General features: G+C 44.8%; 16 protein-coding genes. 9 read left to right on the top strand and 7 right to left on the bottom strand.

Translation table 11 applies throughout. The features are described 5' to 3' along the window. Positions 1–46: 46 nt before the first annotated feature. Positions 47–6778: a Cna B-type domain-containing protein gene (locus C4K46_RS00385; RefSeq protein ID WP_209626271.1), complete on the top strand. Its 6732-nt coding sequence runs from the start codon at positions 47–49 to the stop codon at positions 6776–6778. Between the two features lie 183 nt (positions 6779–6961). On the opposite strand, the gene trhA is transcribed toward C4K46_RS00385, so the two are convergent. Together trhA and C4K46_RS00375 are read right to left on the bottom strand one after the other, a co-directional pair. Next, positions 6962–7612, bottom strand: a complete 651-nt coding sequence (gene trhA, locus C4K46_RS00380) for a PAQR family membrane homeostasis protein TrhA (RefSeq protein WP_209626270.1) — start codon at positions 7610–7612, stop codon at positions 6962–6964. After that, positions 7584–8060 (bottom strand): DUF1836 domain-containing protein, encoded by a 477-nt coding sequence (locus C4K46_RS00375; RefSeq protein ID WP_209626269.1) that lies wholly within the window; start codon positions 8058–8060, stop codon positions 7584–7586. The genes trhA and C4K46_RS00375 overlap by 29 nt, the downstream gene beginning before the upstream one ends. Before the next feature lie 117 nt (positions 8061–8177). Between C4K46_RS00375 and yaaA the strand changes: the two genes are divergently transcribed. After that, positions 8178–8906: a peroxide stress protein YaaA gene (gene yaaA / locus C4K46_RS00370; RefSeq protein WP_209626267.1), complete on the top strand. Its 729-nt coding sequence runs from the start codon at positions 8178–8180 to the stop codon at positions 8904–8906. 157 nt (positions 8907–9063) lie between these two features. Here yaaA and C4K46_RS00365 read toward each other — a convergent pair whose 3' ends face one another. Further along, on the bottom strand, positions 9064–9564 hold the full coding sequence (locus tag C4K46_RS00365; RefSeq protein WP_209626265.1) for an NADPH-dependent FMN reductase: 501 nt from the start codon (positions 9562–9564) through the stop codon (positions 9064–9066). A gap of 100 nt (positions 9565–9664) precedes the next feature. Then, positions 9665–10111 carry a MarR family winged helix-turn-helix transcriptional regulator gene (locus tag C4K46_RS00360; protein ID WP_209626263.1) on the bottom strand — a complete coding sequence of 149 codons (447 nt, stop codon included), beginning with the start codon at positions 10109–10111 and terminating at the stop codon, positions 9665–9667. 105 nt (positions 10112–10216) lie between these two features. Here C4K46_RS00360 and C4K46_RS00355 point away from each other — a divergent pair, with 105 nt between their 5' ends. The 4 genes from C4K46_RS00355 (at position 10217) to C4K46_RS00340 (ending at position 15233) form a co-directional block, all read left to right on the top strand. Beyond that, on the top strand, positions 10217–10705 hold the full coding sequence (locus tag C4K46_RS00355; protein ID WP_209626261.1) for a cell wall elongation regulator TseB-like domain-containing protein: 489 nt from the start codon (positions 10217–10219) through the stop codon (positions 10703–10705). Further along, positions 10702–11880, top strand: a complete 1179-nt coding sequence (locus tag C4K46_RS00350; RefSeq protein WP_209626259.1) for a pyridoxal phosphate-dependent aminotransferase — start codon at positions 10702–10704, stop codon at positions 11878–11880. Before C4K46_RS00355 ends, C4K46_RS00350 begins: the two co-directional genes overlap by 4 nt. A 21-nt stretch (positions 11881–11901) precedes the next feature. Next, positions 11902–13248, top strand: a complete 1347-nt coding sequence (asnS, locus tag C4K46_RS00345; RefSeq protein WP_209626257.1) for an asparagine--tRNA ligase — start codon at positions 11902–11904, stop codon at positions 13246–13248. Between the two features lie 203 nt (positions 13249–13451). Further along, positions 13452–15233: a serine hydrolase domain-containing protein gene (locus C4K46_RS00340; RefSeq protein ID WP_209627085.1), complete on the top strand. Its 1782-nt coding sequence runs from the start codon at positions 13452–13454 to the stop codon at positions 15231–15233. A gap of 212 nt (positions 15234–15445) precedes the next feature. Here the strand turns inward: C4K46_RS00340 and C4K46_RS00335 are convergent, their stop codons facing one another. From C4K46_RS00335 to C4K46_RS00325, 3 genes are all read right to left on the bottom strand, one after another. After that, positions 15446–16981 carry an ATP-binding cassette domain-containing protein gene (locus C4K46_RS00335; RefSeq protein ID WP_209626256.1) on the bottom strand — a complete coding sequence of 512 codons (1536 nt, stop codon included), beginning with the start codon at positions 16979–16981 and terminating at the stop codon, positions 15446–15448. 290 nt (positions 16982–17271) lie between these two features. Further along, a complete protein-coding gene (locus C4K46_RS00330; protein WP_209626254.1) occupies positions 17272–18012 on the bottom strand; it encodes an amino acid ABC transporter ATP-binding protein in 741 nt (246 codons plus the stop codon). After that, on the bottom strand, positions 18012–20171 hold the full coding sequence (locus tag C4K46_RS00325) for an ABC transporter substrate-binding protein/permease (protein WP_245335110.1): 2160 nt from the start codon (positions 20169–20171) through the stop codon (positions 18012–18014). The genes C4K46_RS00330 and C4K46_RS00325 overlap by 1 nt, the downstream gene beginning before the upstream one ends. Positions 20172–20344: 173 nt before the next feature. On the opposite strand from C4K46_RS00325, the gene C4K46_RS10525 reads away from it, so the two are divergent. The 3 genes from C4K46_RS10525 to C4K46_RS00310 all read left to right on the top strand — a co-directional run bounded on the left by C4K46_RS10525 (position 20345) and on the right by C4K46_RS00310 (position 23723). Next, positions 20345–20674: a hypothetical protein gene (locus C4K46_RS10525; RefSeq protein ID WP_245335090.1), complete on the top strand. Its 330-nt coding sequence runs from the start codon at positions 20345–20347 to the stop codon at positions 20672–20674. 281 nt (positions 20675–20955) lie between these two features. Continuing rightward, the gene (gene uvrB, locus C4K46_RS00315; protein WP_209626250.1) at positions 20956–22944 is read left to right on the top strand and encodes an excinuclease ABC subunit UvrB; all 1989 of its coding nucleotides are present in this window, start codon (positions 20956–20958) and stop codon (positions 22942–22944) included. A gap of 8 nt (positions 22945–22952) precedes the next feature. Beyond that, complete coding sequence (locus tag C4K46_RS00310) at positions 22953–23723, top strand: aminoglycoside 3'-phosphotransferase (RefSeq protein ID WP_209626248.1); 771 nt, start codon at positions 22953–22955, stop codon at positions 23721–23723. The last annotated feature ends 245 nt before the right edge of the window (positions 23724–23968 follow it).

Here is a 23968-nt window from a genome sequence, read left to right as displayed (position 1 = left end):
ATACTTAGTATATGAAATAATTTGTGTAAAAATGGGAGTTATGTTTATGAAAAAGATAGTAAACAAGGGATTAAATCTATTTGCTTTATCCCTCTTAATGCTGGGATCTTTTTCTCCGAGCTTGACAGTGCTAGCTCAAGAACAAGGATCAGACCATGTGCTTGCTGATAAGGAGGCTTTAGAAGCTAGCCAGGTCAGTCCACCTAGTCTTCCGCCTTCTTCAGAGGAACCTCCTAGCTCTTTTGAAGAAGCTCCAGCAAAAGAGGACTCTCAAGTTTCCGCCTCTAGGGAGCAAGAAGGAGTTAAGGAAGAGGCAAAGGAGGAGTCAGCGGGTGGAGCAGCCTTTCGTAGCAAGACCATACAGGGCTCTCTAACCATGACCCTGAAGAATTCTTCAGGAACTGAGGCTCAATACACCAGCCAGATTAGAAATGGAACGATTAACCTAGATGGCTCTAATCTGACAGAAAACCTCCAAGGGGCCTTTGCGGAAATTCGTCTACCAGCAGCCCACATCGAGGAAAAGTCTATTACAGTAGCCAAGGGTGGGCTGGTCAAGGACTCGGGCACTGTGACCCAAGAGGGAACTGATTTTATCTTAACCGTTCCCTTGGCCGAGATAAGCACAACAACATCCGGTGGTTTCTTCTTTAACTTTAAATTTAAGGACAGATTGACACCAGATGGTTATACGATTCAACCAAAAATTGTCATTCGTCAAGCAGACAATAGCATGATTACCTCTGTGGATACTAGCTTGTCTTACAAGGTCAAAACAGATCCGATTAAGCTGAAAAAATACGTCCGCAGCAATGCAGATGCCAGTTTTAGCAATGACAATCAAAATGTCTATGCCAGCAAGTCCATTCCTTTCTTTTTCGGTCTTAGTAGTCAGTACTCGGAGCCAGGTAATCTCCAAAACTGGGGTGCCGGTCTATCCAAGACTAGGATGATAAAAACAATCAAAATTACCGATACTCTACCGACCTATACCAAGAAGGATAACAGCCAAGCCAAGGCAGTCTTTGACCCTGGTAAAAACCCTAATTGGACCCAAAATCCAGATGGGACTGTCTCTTATACAGTTGAAGCGACTGCTATGACCGACGAGGGAGAAGCTGCCCGCCAGCTTCCTAATGTAAAGTTGGTCTTGGACTTTCCAGATGTCAAGGACCAGACTAATTCGGTGAATAGTGCTCAGTTGGAGTTGATCCCCTTTGAACAAGGAGACCAAGAGCCTGTCCAGACCCTGACGGATTCCATCACTTATAAGCTAACCAATCAACTAGTTCCTGCTGGGGCCCTTAGTAAGAATAATAATAATGGCCAGGTTATGAACTTGGAGCCAGGGGCCAACCACTTGGTAACGACCAATTGGACCATCACCCTCCAAAATACCTCGGTCTTTCCTATGGAAAATCTGGTTTTGGCGGATCAAGACTTTGATGAACGACTCTATATTAAATCGGCCAGTCTCTCCTCTAATCCTCATCGCCATACCATCGATGTTTACGGAATCAAGGCTGACGGCAGTGAGGTCAAGCTGGGCAGTCTTAGTAAGGAGAAGGACCAAATCAGTCAGATTGACCAGAAGGCCATTCAAGCCATTGATGACCAGGTCAGCAAGGTCCAAAAGGGAAGTTTGAAAAAGGAGGAGGCTCCTCAAGTAGAGCGAGATTATGTTGGTCTGCGTTACAAGCTTGCTGACGGTCAAAGCCTCCAACCGTCTGAAAAAATTCAAGTCATCCTAGAAACGGCTTTGCGCAAGCCCTATGATATTGATCATATTTTACAGAAAACCCGCTTTGAAAACCAAGTGAGCATGACTGGTCAAGTCAATGATGAAGGGAAAAAAGAAGATTTTTCCTTTAGCAGTAAGAGTGGAGTAACTGCCCGCCTCCTTCCAGAAACAGTGAGAATCAGCAATGTCACTCAAAGAAATTCTAAGGGAGCAGTTGGTGAGGATATCGCCTATGTGGGAACCCTTTATCTAACCATTTCTCGAGGTCATGCCCTCCATAATCAAAAGGTGGTCCATATCCTTCCTCCGGGTATGCAGGCAACTTCTACCTTTATTGATGTGGCCAACCGTCCTTTTATCGCTAAGGAAGAAATCATCCAAGATTATCAGGGGACAGGACGTAGTGCAGCCATCTTTTATCTCAAAGATGCCGGACCAGGAGAGGCCAGACCTAACTTTCGCTATATTGTCAATGCTAAAATTACCGAAGATGCCATTCCAAGCGCCATCCAAAAGGAGGGAGACCCTGAAAAGGATGGTCAGGACTATGTCTACTATCTGGTAGACGAACTTGAGGAAGTCTTAAAAACAGCCAATAATCAAAGTTCTTTAACCAACTACTTTAAACTAGCTAGCAGTGATGGAACAGTGTTGGAACATCTTGTTGGAGCCAAAACCAAGACAGTTGTCAATGTTCCTTATAAGCTTAGTTCGGAAAAGAAAATCAGTCTATCTGATGATTGGACTAGCTTTAAAAAGCAAAGTCTCCTAACAGACTATGAGCAAGCTTTCTATTATAGCTTGGAGACCAAAAACTATACGCCGACAGCTATTGATACCTTTACCCTCTACGATAAATTGCCTGCAGCCAATGATAAACAGGGAAGTCAGTTTGCCAATTATCTGACGGGGCCAGTCCAGGCAGATAGCCGATTTACTGTCTATTATTATGAGGACCAAGGCCTTTCAGATAATCCGGCAGAAGCAGTCAAGACTAGTGGTTGGACGACTAGTCTAGCAGATTATAAAAAGGCCAAGGCTATTAAGATTGTTCTCAATCCTGATTCAAAGATTGAGCCAGCCGAAATTCTTCGCTTTATTCTCCCTATGAAAACGCCGGCCTATACTAATGGAGCAATGAATGGAGCTCAGGCCCACAATAGTTTCTACACCAATCGAGACAAGGACAACCCCGATGACTTTGGGGAGACCAATCGAGTCAGTAACCAGCTTCCTCAGCGCTTTGCTGTCCAAAAGACTTGGCAGGGAGAGCGTAATCTTGAAGAAGTCAGCCTAGAATTGTATCGACTATCTGACCCTGAAAAAGGTCTTTCCAGAGCCCTTGTCAATAGTTTGAATAATTGGTATTATCTCTTCAGCAAGGATAACCAGGGTCAACTCCTGTCCCCTCTCTTTTCAGACTATGCCATCAGAGAAATTTTGCCTGAAAATTACAGTGCAGACTATACTATTTCTCAAAAAGGCTCAGTGACTGATAAAGACGGTATCCAAATCACCAACCAACGCAAGACAGTTTCCTTGACAGTTGTCAAATCTTGGGAGGGTGGAAAGGCAGACCAACGCCCAGCAGTTACCGTCCAGCTTATGAGAGACGGTCAAGCCTTGGCTGGTAAGACTCTTGAGTTATCAGCTGCCAATAATTGGACGGCTAGCTTTGAAGACTTAGCCAAATCAAATAATGGCCAGGATTATAATTACAGTATCCAGGAAATTACCAGTCCCAAGGGCTATTTGGTCGATCAAGGTCAGGTTGATAAAATCTCAGATAGTCAATATCAGGTTAGCATTACAAATAAGTTTGTCCAGCCTAGTGCTAGCGATGTCAAAAGCATTGATATTCGTGGAGCCCAGCAAAGTGGTCAACCACAATTTGAGCCTGGTAAGGTTACTATTAAGGGGCAAGAAGTGAGCGTAGCGCTTGATGATACTCTAGCCGCTAAACTGGAAACAGCAAGTGGAGATTTGGTCTCAAGTCTAGATGTGGCCGGTCAGGGTCATTATCAAGTTGATAAAGCTGGCCGAGTCACCTTTACTCCGCTAGCTAGCTTTGTTGGTCTAGCTGATCCAGTAACAGTTGTTCGGGCCGACAAAAATGGAACCCTAGCTCGAGGTCACTACCAGGCAGAAGTTGTGGATGCTAGACCCAGTGCCCAAGATGCAGAAACTAGCGGTTTTCAAGGTTTGAGCCAGACTGGAATTTTAAACTTCATCGTAGGCAAAGCAACTATTGAGGGTCAAGAAAAGACCGTTCCTCTGAAAAACAAGTCCCTGCATTTCCTTGCTGCTGACGGTCAATTAGTGACTGATACAGAAGTTCCTGCTCTAGATAGCAAGGGCCAGGTCATTGGGACCTATCAGATCAGTCAAAAGGACCAGCAAGCGACCATTCTTTTCCAACCTAAGAAGGACTTTGTCGGAACTCCTCAAGCCATTAGGGTCCAAGCAGAAGATGAAAATGGTCTGACTGCAGTAGCCAGCTACACTCCTCATGTTATCGGTGTTAGACCAAGTGCCAACAGTGTGGCAACTAGCGGTCTGCAAGGTCAAACCCAGAGCGCCAAGCCCGTTTTTAGCCCTGGTCACAAGGAGGTCCCTATGGACGACAAGCTCCCAGCCAAGCTAAAAGATGCAACCGGCCAGGAGGTAGACCAGTTGACTATTCCTAACCAAGGGACCTACAGCATTTCAGCTGATGGAACAGTGACCTTCAAGCCAATCAAGACCTTTGTCGGGACAGCTCAGACAGTGACAGTTATCCGCCGTGATCTCAATGGAACTCCTGCCGAAGGACACTATACTCCGACTGTTATTGCGGTAATCCCGCAAGGTCAAGATGTGGAAACCACTGGCCTGCAAGGTCAGGTCCAAACCGGTCAACCAATCTTCAATCCAGGTCATAAGGATATTCCTATCCTTATCAACCAGAACCAACCAGCCCAGTTCCTGGTTAATGGTCAAGCCGTTAGTGAAACGAAGCTGCTAGCTACCAAGGACGGCCAGGAAATCGGGACCTATAGTTTGGATGCTCAAACGGGCCAAGTGACTTTTAAGCCCAAGAAAGACTTTATAGGAACTGCAGACCCTGTCAGCGTTCAGGTCAAGGACCAAAATGGCACAGCAAGCAGTGCCCGCTACACACCAACTGTTCTTGAGACCTCTCGTTTGGGGGTAGACCAGCTAACGACTGGTTTACAAGGTCAGAGCCAAGTAGCTCAGATGGAATATTTCTATAATCCAGACCCCAAGAATTCACTTCAAAAAGAAAAGATTCTTATTTCTAAGTCCAATCAGGCCCAGTTTGTTCATCAAGGGCAGGTACTTAGCCAGACTCGTCTAGCTGCTAGCAAAGATGGGCAGGAAGTAGGCTATTATGAGCTTGATTCCCAATCTGGACGTGTAACCTTTGTTCCAAAGAAAGATTTTGTCGGGACAGTGGATGCTGTCACTATTCAGGTCAAGGATCCTAACGGGGTTCAAGTCACAGCGACCTATACCCCAACTGTAACACCTGTTCGTCCACAAGGAGAGCAAGTTATTTCTACCGGTCTGCAAGGCCAGACCCAGAGCGCCAAACCCGTCTTTAGCCTAGGCCATAAGGATGTCCCAATGGACGACAAGCTCCCAGCCAAGCTAAAAGATGAGACCGGCCAGGAGGTAGACCAGTTGACTATTCCTAACCAAGGAACCTACAGCATTTCAGCTGACGGCACAGTGACCTTTAAGCCAGTCCAAAGCTTTGTCGGGACAGCTCAGACAGTGACGGTTATCCGCCGTGATGTTAATGGGACAGTCGCTGAAGGTGGCTACACTCCGACTGTTATTGCGGTAACCCCGCAAGGCCAAGATGTAGAAACCACTGGCCTGCAAGGTCAGGTCCAAATCGGTCAACCAATCTTCCATCCAGGTCATAAGGATATTCCAATCCTTATCAACCAGAACCAACCAGCCCAATTCCTAGTTAATGGCCAGGCTGTTTCAGAGACGGACCTTCCAGCTATGAAGGACGGTCAAGAAGTCGGTCGCTACGTGCTGGATCCTGATACTGGTCAAGTGACCTTTACCCCTAAGAAAGACTTTGTTGACACGGCTGAACCGGTTACTGTTCAAGTTAAGGACCAAAATGGCACAGCAACCAGCGCTCGCTATACTCCAACGGTTTTGGCTGTTACTCCGACAGGAGAAGCAGTGACCTCAAGCGGTAAGCAAGGTCAGACTCAGAATGCCAAACCTCTCTTTAGCCCAGGCCATAAGGATGTTCCAATGGACGATAAGACCCCAGCTAAACTCAAAGACGCCCAAGGCCAAGAAGTGGATGAATTGACCATTCCAGACCAAGGAATTTACAGCATTTCGGCTGACGGCACAGTGACCTTTAAGCCAGTCCAAAGCTTTGTCGGAACAGCTCAGACAGTGACGGTTATCCGCCGTGATGTCAATGGGACAGTAGCAGAAGCTCGCTATACCCCAAGCGTGACCGCAGTTGCGATTACTGGCTCAAATGAAAGTTCCCAAGGCCAGCAAGGGCAAAGTCAAAGCCAAACCTTAATCTTTAAGGACCAAGACGGTCAAGAAATTAAGCCAAGCAAGGAACGACCAGCTAGATTTATTGACCCTAAAACCGGTCAGATAACCGAACAAACCAATCTTCCAGCCATGAAGGATGGCCAAGAAGTCGGTCGCTACATTCTCAATGCTTTAACCGGTCAAGTAACCTTCCAACCAAACCCAGACTTTGTGGGTCGTCCTGATCCGATTCAAGTCGTGGTTACTGATGAATATGGCAACCAAGGTCTAGCTAGCTACAGTCCAGAAGTCAAGCCAAGTCCAGTAGCAGACAAAACTAAGACGAAAAATCAGGCAGTGAGCCAGCAGCAGGAAAAACACCAGGCCACAAGCTCAAGTCGCTCAGGTCGAACGCTACCTAAAACAGGGGCCCACAGCTCAGAGTATCTCTTGCTCTTAGGCTTCTTAGTCCTTTGTCTGGTAGATTGGCTGATTCGCAAACGCAATAGCTAAGCTAATAAAAAGTCGTTGAAATCCAGTTTCAACGACTTTTTATTAGGGATTTTTTAGCCAAATTTTCAAGTAGGAGCAGCAGAAAACCGCCAGTTTACTTGGCGGTTAGTAGGTCTTGAAGCTTTCATTATCGTTTGGGGATAGTGATTTTTACTAAGCTAGTCAATCCAACTCAAGTCTCTCCTACATAAAGTAGACAATGGCTAGATATTGGAGGGCAGAAGCAGCTAGGATAAAGAGGTGCCAAATCATGTGAAAATAGGGGCGTTTTTTGGCGTAGAAGCCAGCTCCCACAGTGTAGCAAAGTCCCCCAGAAAGCATGAGTCCCCAAAAGACTGGCCCTGTTTGGCTGATGATTTGCGGAATGACAAAAACTACTGACCAACCCATGAGAAGATAAAGAAAGAGACTAAATTTCTCATTGATTTTTTTGGCAAAAATCTTGTAGAGAATGCCAAAAATGGTTGCCCCCCACTGCAAGACGATAATCAAATAGCCCAGCCAATTATTCATCAAAGATAGGACAACCGGAGTGTAGCTTCCAGCGATAGCAATGTAAATCATACTATGGTCAATGATTCTTAGGATGTACTTGTGAGTCGAACCATAGGACATGGAGTGGTAGATGGTCGAGGATAGAAACATGAGAAAAAGGCTAATGACAAAGATAGAAACGCCAACCGCAGAGAGGAAGCCATTGGTTTCGTAGCTATAGATAGCCGAAATAGGCAGCAAAATCAAGGTTAAAAGTGCTCCGACAGCGTGGGTGACAGCATTGGCAATTTCTTCACCAAAGCTGAGTTGTTTACTTAGTTTGAGACTGGCTGGTTTCATTGCTTGAACCTCCTTCTAGTTGCTTAAAGAGAGTCTGGGTCTGGTGGTAGACCTTAATGGTCTGACAGGCCGAAAGAATCAGTGGATGGTGCTGGCTCTTTGGCTCTTCCCCCTGCATACAGGCGACAAAGTCATTGTAGTAGAAGGCAGATAAATCTTCCTTGGTGACCAAATCTTGTACAGCTAGGATAATATCCTGGATAGAAAAGACCGGTTTTAAGGCTGTTAGGATAATCAACCTGGCTACTTGATGCCGGCTGTACTTTTTCTTGATAGGCTTGGGCAGGTGGCCATGTTTGACATAGTTATTGACCATAGAGGCCGTTAAGGCCTTTTCTTGGCCCTCAAAGGCCTGGTTGTTAATCTGATTGACATAGAGCAGGACCTGATCCAGATAAAGATCCAGCTCAGGCAAGTCCTCCCATTTGGGGAAAGAAAAAGAAGTCAATTTTTATCTCCTTTTTATCTAGTATTCATAACTAGATTATATAATATAGATAAATAAAAATCAAGAAAAAAATGCTTTTGAGCAGTCAAAGTCAGGATTTTTTGCTAGAATAGAACTATGAAAATCCTGATACCAACCGCTAAAGAAATGAATGTAGAGCTAGGAGTGGTCCAGCCCCAAGCTCTGTCAGCTAAAAGTCAGACTATTTTAGACCTTTTAAAGTCTTACTCTCCCTCTGACCTGACCAGCCTTTATAAAATCAGTCCCCAAAAGGCCCAGCTGGAATACCAGCACATCCAAGATTTGGCAAGCGGCCAGGCCTCTCATTATCCGGCCCTCTTGCTCTTTGATGGCCTCATGTATCGCCATATTAAAAGGGAGGACTGGACTAAAGCCCAGCAGGCCTATATTGAAAAGCACCTCTTGATTACTTCTAGCCTTTATGGGGTCCTACCGGCCCTTAGCCCCATTGCCCCGCATCGCTTGGACTTTATGGTCAAATTACGGCCTCAAGGTCAAAGTCTCAAGAAATTTTGGCAGGAAACCTACGGCGCCTCCCTCCAGGGAGAGGATTTAGTTCTTTCCCTTTTATCCAGTGAATTTGAAAGCGTCTTTCCTAGTCAGCTAAGAAAAAAATTCTTCACCTGTAAATTTATGGAAGAAAAGACAGGCCAGCTCAAGATTCACTCGACCATTTCTAAAAAGGCCAGGGGCCAATTTCTCAGCAGGCTAATCGAGCTAGGGATTACTGAAATTGAGCCCATGAAAGACCTAGAATTTGCCGGTTTCAGCTATCGCGCAGACCTTTCTAGTCCCCAGGAATTAGTCTATGTTCGCTCACTTTAGATGAATAGTCAAAAAAAGGCCTCTAGGCCTTTTTTCTTGTCTTATAGGATTTTTCTTTTTGTTAACTTAAAATTCAGAAAGCATTTTCTGGATTTTGTCCCCTAGTTGCTTATTTAATTGCTTCAACTAGAGCTTGGGCTTGTGCTTGGAGTTGAGCTTACTTTTCTTCAGAAATCAACAATTCTCCATTGCCCCAGGCTTCTGGATTGATTCCTACGCCGGTGAATGGCTCAAGGACCTGCATACGGATAAATGGTAGGAGGCTACTGTAGTGCTTAAAGACTTCATCTGGTGAAGTTCCGTTGGCTACAGCAGAGACAGTAACCAATTTGTCATTGATGGCAGATGGGCCAGAAGGGTCTGATAAATCAAGAGCCCGAGATAGCCAGTCCAACAAGTTTTTGACCGGACCAGGGATAGCCCAGTTATAAACTGGTGAGAAGATCCAGATAGCATCTGCAGCCAAGATTTCTTGGCGAGCTTTGGCAACAGCAGCAGGAGCAGGGCTTTCCAAATCTTGGTTAAAGACAGGAACTTCCGAGTAGTCCAGGTAGGAAACCTCAGCCTGACCTGCTAGGGCTTGTTCAGCCTTTTTAGCTAGTTGGTGGTTAAATGACCCTTGACGAAGAGAGCCGACGATAAATAATACTTTAGACATATCTTTCTCCTTTAAAAATACTGACCAACAATAGGGACTGCATTTTACCTTATTGTTGTATACATACATGTTACAACAATAAATACTAATTAGCAATAAATTAGCTCAAATTTTTAAACTTTTTTAGAATCCGAATCAAATCCTCCTTGTCTTGGGAATCTAAAACAGCTAGGGCAGCGTTAACCGAGCGGATATGATCGGGTAAAATTTCCTCCACCTTGGCTCGGCCTTGTTCGGTAAGACCGACCAAAAAAGACCGTCGATCATGGGGGTCACAGGTCCGAAAAATCAAGCCATCTCTGACCATATTTTTGATAACTACTGTCATATTTCCAGAAGTGGCTAGCATCTTGTCAATCAAGTCCTGAATACGCAAATCCCCCTTGCTATAAAGGGTCTCCAGGACGGCAAATTGGGTGGGGGTGAGTTTATTTTCCTTGATTGCCCGATGTTCGAGAGCCCGAATCTTTCGTTCAGCCTTTCTAAAGACAATCATGGTTTTTAAGTCTAGTTGATTTTCTGTTAAGAGTTTGTCTAATTTGTTCATATATTTATTTTATCAATAATAATAGGTGAATTCAAATAAAACGAGGGTCAAATCAAATTTTGTAAAAAGATAGAAATATTAGCCAATTTGTAGTATAATGAACGAGTGGAAAATAGAAAAAAAAGCAAGAAAAATCATCCTTTTTGGCAGTATCTAGTTGGGATTGGTCTGGTCTTGACCGTCCTGACCTTTTCCCTGCTTTATATTTTTGAACTCTCCCTCCTTCCCAAGCAAGAGGGGCAGGCAGAGGCGCTTGAGATCGCTCGCAAGTACACTGATTTAGAGGACTTGGAGCAGTTTGCCTTTTACAATGGCAAGGCTAGCTATTATAGTCTTTTAGGACAGAGCAAGACCAAGGAGCCCTTAGCTGTTTTGATTGATCGGGAATCAGGGAAGATTTATTCTTATCAACTTTCTCAAGGAATCAGCCAAAAAGAGGCTGAAAAGTTGGCCCGAGAGCAAGGGGCAGGAGAGATTGATAAGACCACCTTTGGCTATCTAGACGGTCAGCCTATTTGGGAAGTCAAGTCAAAAGCAGCCTATTACAACATTAGCTTTAAGCAAAAGACCATGGTCAGCAAGGAGGGCTTATGAAATTATCAAATCGTGTTTTACAAATGGAAGAAAGTGTAACCCTAGCAGCCAATGCTAGAGCCAAGGAACTAATGGCGCAAGGTAAGGATATCCTCTCTCTCACCCTGGGAGAGCCTGATTTTCCAACACCAGAAAATATCCGCCAGGCAGCTATTGAGGCCATAAGGGACGGCAAAGCCAGCTTTTATACAGTTACTAGTGGCCTACCAGAGCTCAAGGCAGCCATTGTTAATTACTTTGCCAACTACTATGGCTATGGAATTGAGTCCAATCAAGTCTTGGTAGCCACAGGAGCTAAATTCTGCCTTTATAGTTTCTTTATGAGTGTTATTGACCCTGGTGATGAGGTCCTCATTCCTACGCCTTACTGGGTCAGCTATGCAGACCAAATTAAGATGGCTGAGGGACGGCCAGTCTTTGTCGAAGGAAAAGAAGAAAATCAATTCAAGGTCACAGTAGACCAACTAGAGGCTGCTCGGACAGCCAAGACCAAGGTTTTGGTCTTAAATACCCCTTCCAATCCAACTGGAATGATTTATACAGCCGAGGAACTACTAGCGATTGGAAACTGGGCGGTTGCGCAAGATATCTTGATTCTAGCAGATGATATCTATGGTCGCCTGGTCTATAATGGCCATGAGTTTACTCCCATTTCCAGCCTATCAGAGGCGATTCGTAAGCAAACCCTGGTTATCAATGGAGTATCAAAGACCTATTCGATGACAGGTTGGCGGATTGGTTATGCCGTGGGAGAGCCAGAGCTGATCCAGGCCATGAGCAAGGTTGCGGGTCAGACCACCTCTAATCCAACAACTGCTGCCCAATATGCAGCGATTGAGGCCTTGACCGGTTCGCAAGAGCCCTTTGAAACTATGCGCCAGGCCTTTGAAGAAAGACTCAATACTATCTATCCCTTGCTAGCTGAAGTACCAGGCTTTGAAGTTGTTAAGCCTCAAGGAGCCTTCTATCTCTTTCCAAATGTAGAGAAAGCCATGGCAATCAAGGGCTATACAGATGTAACAGCCTTTACCCAAGCTATTTTAGAGGAAGTAGGTCTAGCCCTAGTAACTGGTGCTGGCTTTGGGGCGCCAAAGAATGTCCGGCTTAGCTATGCGACAGATATGGCTAGCCTGAAAGAGGCCATTAAACGCCTGCAAAAATTTATGAAGGATTAAAAATAGGAAGAAGAGAATAACGTGTCGAAAAAGTATATTTCAATCAGAGAAGTCAAAGATTATGTCGGTCAAGAGGTGACCATAGGTGCCTGGGTGGCTAATAAATCAGGCAAGGGCAAGATTGCCTTTCTCCAGCTGCGTGATGGAACAGCCTTTTTCCAGGGAGTAGCCTTTAAACCCAACTTTATCGAAAAGTTTGGCGAAGAAGCAGGACTGGTCAAGTTTGATACTATAAAAAAACTTAGCCAGGAGAGCTCTGTCTTGGTCAAGGGCCTAGTCAAGGAAGATGAACGTTCAAAGTTTGGCTATGAGCTAGATATTACAGACCTAGAAGTCTTGGGCGACTCCCAAGACTATCCCATCACCCCCAAGGAGCATGGAACAGACTTTTTAATGGACAATCGTCATCTTTGGCTGCGTTCCCGCAAGCAGATGGCCATTATGCAGATTCGTAACGCTCTGATTTATGCTTCCTATGAATTTTTTGATCAAAATGGTTTTATCAAGTTCGATAGTCCTATTCTTTCAGGAAATGCGGCAGAAAATACAACCGAACTATTTGAAACTGACTACTTTGGCAACCCTGCCTTTCTCAGTCAGTCTGGCCAGCTCTACCTGGAGGCAGGAGCCATGGCCTTGGGTCGCGTCTTTGACTTCGGACCAGTTTTTCGGGCTGAAAAATCCAAGACCCGCCGTCACTTGACCGAGTTCTGGATGATGGATGCCGAGTATCCTTTCGTGACCCATGAGGAATCTTTAGACCTGCAAGAAGCCTATGTCAAGGCCTTGATTCAGGGAGTCTTGGAGCGGGCAGGTCAAGCCCTGGATATTTTGGAGCGGGACCAAGACCTGCTTAAGAAATATCTGGCAGAGCCCTTCAAGCGGATTTCCTATGATGAGGCGATTGATCTTTTGCAGGCTCATGAAAAGGACCCAGACGCCGACTACGAGCACTTGGAGCGGGGGGATGACTTTGGTTCACCTCACGAGACCTGGATTTCAAATCATTTCGGCCTACCAACCTTTATCATCAACTATCCAGCTAGCTTTAAGGCCTTCTATATGAAGCCTGTTCCTGGAAATGAGGACCGGGTCCTCTGTGCCGATTTGCTAGCGCCAGAAGGCTATGGCGAAATTATCGGAGGTTCAGAGCGGGAGACTGACTATGATAAATTATTAGAAAAAATCCAGGCCAATGGCCTGGATCCTAAAGACTATGATTGGTATTTGGACCTTAGAAAATACGGCTCTGTCCCTCATGCAGGTTTTGGTCTAGGACTAGAGCGCATGGTGACCTTTGTGGCAGGGACCAAGCATATCCGCGAAGCCATCCCCTTCCCAAGAATGTTACATCGGATTAAACCATAAAAACTATATAAAAATAGGACTAGCAAAAGAATGCTAGTCCTATTTTTTATATTCGCTTTTCACTTGTCATTCAAAAGTAGACTTACCTGTCCTTGTATATATGTCTGGAAAAAATATTTATTAAAACTTGACATATAATTTTTTAATATATATAATGTATTTTTATATATAATAAAAAAATATATACAGAAGGAGGACCAATGATGAAGCTATCATTTTTGAAAAGCGCTGTGGCGCTAGTAACGTGTGGTTTGATTGCCTTTGGAGTGGGACAAGTCCAAGCCGACGAGCAAAAGTTGCCGTCAGGCACGCCTTATGACCAAATTGGGCAGAAAATTGAAGATTACTACAAGAAGAATGAAAAAACTAGTGCTGGTATGGTAACAACCATTGTCGACAAGGATGGTCAAACCATTTACCAAAAGAACTTTGGCTATATGGATAAGGAGAAGAAGTTGGCAGTGGACGATAACTCGGTCTTTGAGTGGGGCTCTGTGACGAAATTAACTGTCTGGATCAGCGTCATGCAGCTCTGGGAAGAAGGAAAAATTGATTTCAACACCGACATCAAAGACTATCTGCCCAAGGATTTTCTCAAAGGCAAGCTCAAATTTGATAAGCCTATTACCATGCTTGATTTGATGAACCACCGAGCGGGATTTGATGAAGCAGAGCTTTATATGGGGACAGATAAGAGCTTGGGACAGGTACTCAAAAAGCAGCCTATTTTTCAATCTCATGAACCAGGGACAACGACAGCTTATTCAAACTATGGGACAGCCTTGGCAGGATATATCGTGGAGCGCATCAGCGGGCAGAAGTTTGCCGACTATGTCCACAAGCATATTTTCCAGCCTTTGGGTATGAATCATACCGCTCTCTTGCCCGACCTATCAGATAATGCCTATGTAGCCAAAAAGCGTAAATCAGAAAAGGCCTATGATGCAGAAGGAAAGTTAATTGGGGAGGCTGACTTTCCCTACGCATTTTACCCAGCGGGTCGGGCGGCGGGAACGCTAGTCGACCTTAAAAAGTTTGCCCAGGCCCTCTTGCAAAAGAAAAGGCTGTTCAACCGTGCAGAGACTTGGGCTAGTCTTTATTCAGCCAGCCATACTTTTCCAGAAAGTGATGTTCCAATCAATGCGCATGGATTTTGGAATGTGGGGACTTATAAAGACCGTGTGCTTCTAGGTCATAGCGGAAATACATCAGGCTTCACCAGTCAACTAAGCTTGGATTTGAAGTCGGGAGTGGCAATGGTTATTTTGACGAATCAATTATACGAACACAATTATACTGTAAAAATCCCAGAAATGATTTTTGGCAAGACCGAAAAAACCTCTGACAAGACCAAGACTGCTCTGCGTCCCGGTTTTTATCTGCCAGTTAGAACAATCAATCATGGTCCGATGAAAATAAATCGTCTCTTTCCACAGCTTACGATTTATCTTGATAAACATTCCAAGAAGCTCGAGGAGAATTATTGGGAAGTTGACACATTGCAGGGGAAGGCCCGCATTGTGAGCCCGATTACGGATTACATTCAGCGTTCAAGTCTAGAACTGGTCATGGATTATGGGACGGTAGCCTTATGGGGCTTGGCTCTTCTTTATACGGTGCTTAGTTTGCTGATTGGTCTCTTGCTCAAGATTTATCGTCTTATCTTCAAGAAAAAAAGTAAGAAACCTGCATCGTTCGTTTGGTCTATCTGGCATTATGTCGTGTCCGGTCTAACACTTGTCTCTGCTTTTGTCTTAATTTTTGCCTTTAGTCAAGGTTTAGGGGAGAGCCTCACTTTACCAGTCATGCTTTTTGCGGCTCTCTTGCCCCTCTTGTTTATCGGTGGTATTCTACCACTTTTCTTGAAAGGTCACTTTTCTGTTAGAGGTGGCAAGAAATTCCTGACCTATCTGACCAGCACCAGTGCTCTTATTGTTGTTTGTAATATCCTCTACTGGTCGCTCTATCAGTGGTGGTTGATTTAGGATATAAATTTAGTCCGTATTTAATTTCTATCATTTTAGAAAGGAAAATATGATAAAAATGAGATTTTTGAAAAGCATTGTGGCGCTAGTAACGTGTGGCTTGATTGCCTTTGGAGCGGGACAAGTCCGGGCCGACGAGCAAAAGTTGTCCTGTCCCTAATCCTTAGATTGATGTCTACCTTTTGGGAGGCAGGATAAGATATTCTAGCTTTTTATATATGCTCTTTTGCAACCTCCTCTAAACCCGTCTCACTCAGACAGTAAATCTTCTGGCAAACTTCTTTGAGAAAGAGCCGGTCATGAGAAACGGCAATCAGCGCGCCAGGGTATTCTCTGAACAGTTGCCGTACTTGAGGTTGCGAGGTCGGTGAGAAATTTCGCGTCGGCTCATCCAAAAGCAGCAGATTATTCTTCTGCAAGACCATTTTCAAGAGGAATAGCTTGGCTTTTTGCCCGCCAGACAAATGGCTAATGGCATGTCTGGCTTCATCACGAGTGAATTGGAGGCTAGCTAGCCGACTGAGGACCAGTTCTCGCTCAGCCTTATCAGCAGAAGGAGCTAGAAAATCCAATGGGCTCATATCATCTTTAAGAAGCTCCTCATAATTTTGTGGCATATAGCCAATCCTTATGTCAGCTCGTCCTTGCAATTTTTGATACATTTGTTTCAAAAGGGTTGATTTTCCGACACCATTTTGTCCGATAATGCCTATTTTATCTTGCCCAGCAAAGCTCAGCTTGATGGAGTCAGCCAGACAGCGACCCTTGATTTCGATTTTTTCTTTTTCCAGTTGGAGAATTCTTTTGGACAATGGCAGAGCTTCAACCTCAGCAAAGCGAAGGGCGATAGCTTCTTCCTGGATGGGTAGTTCGGTTAGATTAGCAGCCTCCTTTTCAAAACGCTTGCCCTGTGAAAGGACAGCTTTCATCTTCTTAGCCAGAAGTCGTCCTGCTGTGCTGTCTTTGGTTGTCCGCAGAGAATGCTCGACGTTTTGCTTGACGCGGCGGTGTTTTTCCATGCTTTTAGCATGTTCTTCTCGCTCTTTTTTGGCCGTTTTTTCCTGCTTATCAAAACTTGCCCGTCGCTCTTTTTGATAAGAATGATAATCCAGATTGACAACTTGTGTCCGCGCTTCCTGCTTTTTCTTGATGCGCTCCAAATGAATGATTTTAGTGGCAGCATGCGCTAGCAAACTCTCATCATGAGAGACGAAAACAACTGTTTTTTCTGTCTTTTGGATAAAATTCTCTAACCAGGTCAAGGTCTCCAAGTCTAGGTCGTTGGAGGGTTCGTCCAGAAAGAAAATCTCGCTTTCTGTCGCTAAATTTTTTATCAACTGGACCTTTAATTTTTCGCCGCCTGACAAGTCAGCTAGTCTTTGCGCGCTAGTAAAACGTTGGCTGTCAAAGTGCAATTCTTGAGCATAGCGGTAGAGCTTAGCGTAGTCTAACTCCTGCTCAAAATCTGCAAAAAAGTAATCATTTAGAGAGAGCCCTTCTAGCTCAGTTGGTAGCTGTTGAGGTAGATAAACATAAGTTGAAAAATCACGCTGAATATCTCCCTCGAAATCTATGTAGCCATGAATAAGCGCTTCATCCATCATCAGCTTAAGGAGACTAGATTTGCCATTGCCCTCCTCGCCAATAATAGCAACCTTGTCGCCAGCATTGACGACGATTGTCAAGTTTTTGACCAAATCTTTCAAATCCTTTTGGTGTGTCAGGGTCAGATTTTTTATTTCTAGCATAAGTGCCTTCTTTCTCTTACAAACAAAAAGCTCTACTTTATCTAGTAGAGCCTTGTCGTTTACAAAATCCAGTTAGCCAAAAGAACCCTTGCGAGTGTGCAGCGAGCCGAATCAATAAAAAATTTTTTGATAGAAAAAGACAAATTAAATCTACTAAATAAAGTTTCCTTCAAAATAGATTTAATTTTTCATGTCTCCTCTACCTCCGAATGTTACTGCTTTCATTTTAGCAAATGAAGGGGAAGAAGTCAAGAAAAATTGGGAAAAGAAAAAGACCGTGCGGTCTTTTCTTATACATTCAACACCTTGTCCAAAAAGTCCTTGAGACGTGGGTGTTGAGGATTATCAAAGATTTGGTCGGGTTTGCCGTCTTCTAGAAATTCTCCGTCAGCGGTAAAGATAACCCGATTGGCCACTTGGCGGGCAAAGCCCATTTCGTGGGTCACGATTAACATGGTCATACCTTGGTGGGCCAAATCCTTCATAACATTGAGAACATCGCCGACCATTTCAGGGTCAAGAGCAGAAGTCGGCTCATCAAAGAGCATAATATCTGGCTTCATGGCTAGACCGCGGGCAATTGCCACCCGCTGTTTTTGACCACCAGATAGGCTGTCTGGATTGGCATCAGCTTTGTCGGCCAGACCGACCTTTTCTAGCAGTTCCATACCCAGCTGGTCTGCCTCGGCCTGACTCATGAGCTTGTGTTCGACTGGAGCAAAGGTGATATTTTCCAGAACGCTCATGTGGGGGAAGAGGTTGAAGTGCTGAAAGACCATACCGATATTTTCTCGGACCAGGTCGACATCGGTCTTTTTATCAGTCAGGTCAAAGCCGTCCACTGTAATGGTTCCACTGGTGACTTCCTCAAGCAGATTGAGACTGCGTAGAAAGGTCGACTTACCAGAGCCAGAAGGGCCGATGATACAAACCACATCCCCCTCATAGAACTTGGTGCTAATCCCCTTTAAGACCTCATTATCTCCATAGTATTTGTGTAAATCATTGACATCAATTTTTAACTTAGCCATTATTTAATCCTCTTTTCTAACCGTTTGGCAAATCTCGTTAAGAGGGTGATAATAACGAGGTAGAGTACCGCAAGAATCGCATACATCTTGAAACTTTGGTAGTTACGGGCGATGATGATTTTTCCTGTTTGGAAGAGCTCGACCAGTCCAATAGCAGATACGATAGTGGTATCTTTTAGGGCGATGACAAACTGGTTGACAAAGTTGGGCAGCATAATCTTGGTTGCCTGAGGCAGGATAATCTTTCTCATGGTCTTGGAGTAAGAAATTCCCAAACTGCGACTGGCCTCCATTTGACCGATTGGTACGGCTTGGATCCCCCCGCGGACAATTTCAGCGATATAGGCACCGGCATTGAGTGAGAGGGCGATAGTCCCTGCCACAAAGTCATTGATAGGGCTTTGATGACCCGTCATAGACTCAATCAGGTTAGGAATCCCCCAGAAGATAAAGGCTGCCAAAATCATCAAAGGAATCCCCCGGATAACATCGACAAAGAGTTCAGCAATCAGGCGGAGCCCCTTATAAGGGCTGACACTAAACATTCCAAAGATAATCCCAATCACCATGGCGATAGCAAAGGAGAGGAGGGCCAGGGCAATTGTTACGCCCAGTCCGCTCAGGAGCTGTTTGTAATTGTTTTTCAAAAGTCCCCAAATAGTGGTCTCGTCTGCTGTTTCACCCTTAGCCTCTGCATCATTATCAGCTAGATACTTATCGAGAATTTTTTGGTATTGACCATTAGCCTTGAGGTTGGCCAGACCATTATTGAACATCTCAATCAGTTCAGGATTGCTTCCTTTTTTAACAGCAAAGGCTGTATTTCCGATTGGTGTTCCTTTGATTGGTGTCTTGAGCTTTTGCCCTTGACTAATGGAATATTTAACAACAGGCTCATCGTCCATGACAGCAACTACTGAACCAGAGTTCAAACTATCATACATGGACGAAGCATCTGCGAAGGTCTTAATTTTATAACCGTATTTTTCCTGATTCTGATCGAGGAAGGTTTGAGAGGCGGTTCCGTTTTTGACACCGACCGTCTTGCCCTTTAAGTCTTCATAAGACTTGATCGGACTATTTTCCTTGACTGCTAAGACCGCATTGGCTGTATAGTAGGGCTCAGAGAAGTCAAAGGTTTCCTTGCGGGCCTCGGTTACCGACATACCAGCAATCATACCGTCTGCTTGGCCGGACTGGACCGCATTGATAGCTGCATCAAAGCCAGGGTTTTTGATTTCGATAGTAAAACCTTGGTCCTTGGCAATGGCCTTTATCAGCTCCATATCAATTCCAGTGTACTTGTTTTGATCATCTTGAAAAACGAAGGGAGCAAAAGAAGAGTCGCTGGAGATAACGTATTTTTCCTTGGTTGGGGTTGCCTTTTGGCCACTAGGAGTAGTCGTTTCTGGAATATTGGAGTTACTTTTCTCCTTGCTAGAAGTCCACTTTTGGATAATCTGCTCTAGCGAACCATCTTTTTTCATTTGGCTTAGGGCATCATTAAATTCCTCTACCAAGTGTTCGTGCTTACTGCCTTTTTTGACACCAAAGGCAAAACCACCGACAGCCTCACCCTCCATAGAAATCTTCAGATTTTGCCCCTGCTGGATGGCGTACTCAATCACCGGTTGGTCGTCCATAATGGCATCGACCGCACCAGCAGACAGGCTGTTATTCATCAAATCCCCTGTATCAAAGGTCTTGAGCTTGTAGCCGTACTTATCCTTATTTTTATCTAGGAAACGTTGGGCCGCAGTTCCGTTTTTAACACCGACTGTCTTGCCCTTTAGCTCCTCATACTTACTAACGGTATTGGCCTTGGTTGTTGCAATGACTACCTTGGTATCGTAGTAAGTATCAGACATGGTAAAGACTTTTTCTCTTTCCTTGGTCTTGGTCATCCCAGCCATAATGGCATCCGCCTGGCCAGCCTGGACCGCATTGACTGCTGCATCAAATCCTGGGTAGGACATGTCTAGAGTCCAGCCCTTAAGCTCGGCAACATGATTGATGATATCCACATCAATCCCCTTATAAGTCTGGTCAGAGTCCTTAAATTCAAAAGGGGCATAGGCGGTGTCGGAGACGACCTTGATGGTATCCGCCTGCCCTTGAACACTAGCCAAGCCTAGCAAGGCTAGAAAACTCAGCATCATTATAAATAGTTTTTTCTTCATGTGACTCTCCTTTTTAGAATATTGTAAGATTATACCAGAAATAAATAATTAAAGCAAATTTTTTCTAATTTCATGTTAGGTTTTCTTACATTGTTTTTGCTTAATTTTTATCAAAAAGTCAAATAAAATGGACACATGAAAGGAGTAATCTAATGAAAGAAGTTAAAATTTTAAGTGATGTCAAACAGGCCAAACGTCTCTTGCCCGCTTGGCTAGCGCCCTTTGTTGCTTATTTATTGATGATTATAGGGCAAATTTTTGCCTCCTTTGCTCTCCTAGCCTTTTATCTCTTGCTTGGTTCTAGGCTGGGTATGTCGCGCGACATTGCAAGCTTGCTGAGGAGCAATTCCTTTATTCAGCTGTCAGCCTTTCTTTTTATTGCTCTAGTGGTTTTTGCCTGTCTCTATCTGCTTGCGTCCGACACAATTTGGGGGATAGCTGGTATCCACAGTGCCTGGAATTTTGTGCAGGGCAATATCTAGGGCGGCCAGGTCAGCGGCCAAAGTGGGGGTAGCGCTCTCTTTCTTTATCATAACCAATCCGACTTGACTTGGTTGACGAGTGGCGATTTTGGACTAGAAGGTTCGATTTTTACAACTGTGCTCTATCTTCTCTTTATCCTCTATTATTATAGAAGAATGAAAAAGCAGGCCATCATTTAATTGCTTACTAACTCACCTGTTTAAGGTGAGTTTTGCTTTTATCGATGAAGAAGCATTTAAATTGTGATAAAATATAGGAAGAAAAGCAAGAAAGGGACAGCATGATTAACCGAATTACCGATAATAAGTTTAAGCTAGTATCCAAATACCAACCCTCTGGCGACCAGCCCCAGGCCATCGAAACCCTGGTGGACAATATCGAAGGGGGAGAAAAGGCCCAGATTCTACTAGGGGCGACCGGGACCGGGAAGACCTACACCATGAGTCAGGTTATCCAAAAGGTCAATAAACCGACCCTGGTCATCGCCCACAATAAGACCCTGGCCGGCCAGCTCTATGGCGAGTTCAAGGAATTTTTTCCCGATAATGCGGTCGAATACTTCGTTTCCTACTATGATTACTACCAGCCCGAAGCCTATGTCCCGTCCAGCGATACCTATATCGAAAAGGACAGCTCGGTCAATGACGAGATAGACAAGCTCCGCCATTCGGCGACCTCAGCTCTGCTAGAGCGCAACGATGTCATCGTGGTGGCATCCGTTTCCTGTATCTACGGTCTGGGTTCGCCCAAGGAATACTCAGATAGCGTAGTCAGCCTACGGCCGGGACTAGAAATCTCGCGCGACCAACTGCTTAACGACTTAGTTGATATTCAGTTTGAGCGCAATGATATTGATTTTCAGCGGGGAAAATTCCGTGTGCGGGGCGATGTGGTCGAGATTTTTCCTGCTTCTAGGGACGAACATGCCTTCCGAGTGGAATTTTTCGGCGATGAAATTGACCGGATTCGCGAGGTGGAAGCCTTGACTGGTCAGGTCCTGGGCGATGTGGACCATTTGGCCATTTTCCCGGCCACCCACTTCGTTACTAATGAGGACCATATGGAAGTAGCAATTGCTAAAATCCAAGCCGAGCTGGAAGAACAGCTAGCGATTTTTGAAAAAGAAGGCAAACTCTTAGAAGCCCAACGGCTCAAGCAAAGGACGGACTACGACATTGAAATGCTGCGGGAAATGGGCTACACCAATGGCGTTGAGAATTATTCCCGCCACATGGATGGCCGAAGCGAGGGCGAGCCGCCTTATACTCTGCTGGACTTTTTCCCCGAGGACTTTCTGATTATGATTGACGAGAGTCACATGACCATGGGCCAAATCAAGGGCATGTACAATGGTGACCGCTCCAGAAAGGAAATGCTGGTCAATTACGGTTTCCGCCTCCCATCTGCCTTGGACAACCGTCCACTGCGCCGGGAGGAATTTGAAAGCCATGTCCACCAGATTGTCTATGTCTCGGCAACGCCGGGTGATTATGAGAATGAGCAGACCGAGACCATTGTCCAACAAATCATCCGACCAACGGGGCTTTTGGATCCTGAAGTGGAAGTGCGGTCAACCATGGGGCAGATTGATGACCTTCTAGGGGAAATCAATACTCGTGTCGAGAAAAATGAGCGGACCTTTATCACAACCCTGACCAAGAAAATGGCCGAGGACTTGACCGACTATCTGAAAGAAATGGGAATTAAGGTCAAGTATATGCACAGCGACATTAAGACCTTGGAGCGAACCGAGATTATCCGTGATTTGCGGCTGGGTGTCTTTGATGTCCTGATTGGTATCAACCTCCTGCGGGAGGGGATTGATGTGCCTGAGGTTAGTCTGGTTGCTATTCTAGATGCCGATAAGGAAGGATTTCTGCGCAATGAACGCGGGCTGATTCAGACCATTGGCCGCGCCGCCCGTAACAGCCAGGGGCATGTGATTATGTATGCTGATACCATGACCGAGTCCATGAGAAAGGCTATTGATGAGACCGCCCGCCGGCGCCAGATTCAAATGGCCTATAATGAGGAACATGGCCTTGTACCGCAGACCATTAAAAAGGAAATCCGCGACCTGATTTCGGTCACCAAGGCGGTCACAGCTGAGGCGGAAGAAGTGGTCGATATTGAGGCCATGACCAAGCAAGAACGCCGCGAGATGATTAAGAAACTAGAAGGCCAAATGCAGGAAGCCGCAGGCCTCCTCGACTTCGAGCTGGCCGCCCAAATCCGCGATATGATTTTGGAAATTAAGGCTGTGGATTAGGGGGAGAAATGATAGAAATTAAAGGAACTTTTAAAGATTTCCCGCTTCCAATTCAGTCCTATCTTCGAGCCAGTCGTATTTATGATAGTAGCTCCCATTCTCAAGCAAAAGTGTGGTATTTAGACTCCGACTATTATTTAAAAATGGACAATGTGGGAAAATTGGAGGAAGAAGCAAGGCTCACTCAATACTTTTTTGAGAAGGGACTTGCTGTTGAGGTCGTGGAATATGTATCGTCAGAAGATACGGACTATCTCTTAACAAGAGCTGCTGACGGAGAGACTGCCCTAGCTTATCTGGATAAACCGCAAAAACTTTGTCAGATAATGGCAGAGACTCTGAAATATTTACATAGTCTAGACCAGAAAGAATTTTTCTTGCCCAATCGACTAGATTATTATATCGCGAGTTTCTATGATAATTATAAGGCAGGTACTTTCTATGAAAAGGCTCTTTTGCCGAGGTTTGGGATTGCGAATCGGGAAGAAGCATTTGAAATTGTCCAAGCAAATCAAGAAAATTTAAAAGCAGATACCCTTATTCATGGTGATTTTTGCCTTCCTAATATTGTGTTAAAAGATAATCAATTTTCTTGTTTTTTAGATTTGGGCCTGGCAGGTATCAGTGACAAACACGTCGACCTCTTTTGGGCAATTTGGTCTCTCCATTATAATTTAGGTAGGGACGATTATGCAGATTATTTTCTTGATTGCTATGGTCGGGAAAATGTTGATGAAGAAATGATAAGAGTAGTAGCTGCTTGTGAAGCGCTTAGGTGAGGATTTTACCAACCATTGTCATTTCCTATCTAAGAGCAAGGATGGGCAGGCTTTTTTGGTCCGTCTTTCCCCCCTCTCTTGTCTTAAAGGCAAAAGCAAAATTGGCCTGGTCTTTTCTCGTGAAAAAATTTGCTTAACTCCAGATGGTTGGGCAGGCTGGGGGGACCTCTTTAGCTAGGTAGGGTCGCTCAAGTACTGGAATACTTGGCTAAATAAGAAAATGAAATGAGGTTGGGACTTGGTTC

The sequence above is a fragment of the Streptococcus oricebi genome (assembly GCF_017883985.1).
GTDB lineage: Bacteria > Bacillota > Bacilli > Lactobacillales > Streptococcaceae > Streptococcus > Streptococcus oricebi.
This window is presented reverse-complemented; position numbering and strand designations above follow the sequence as displayed.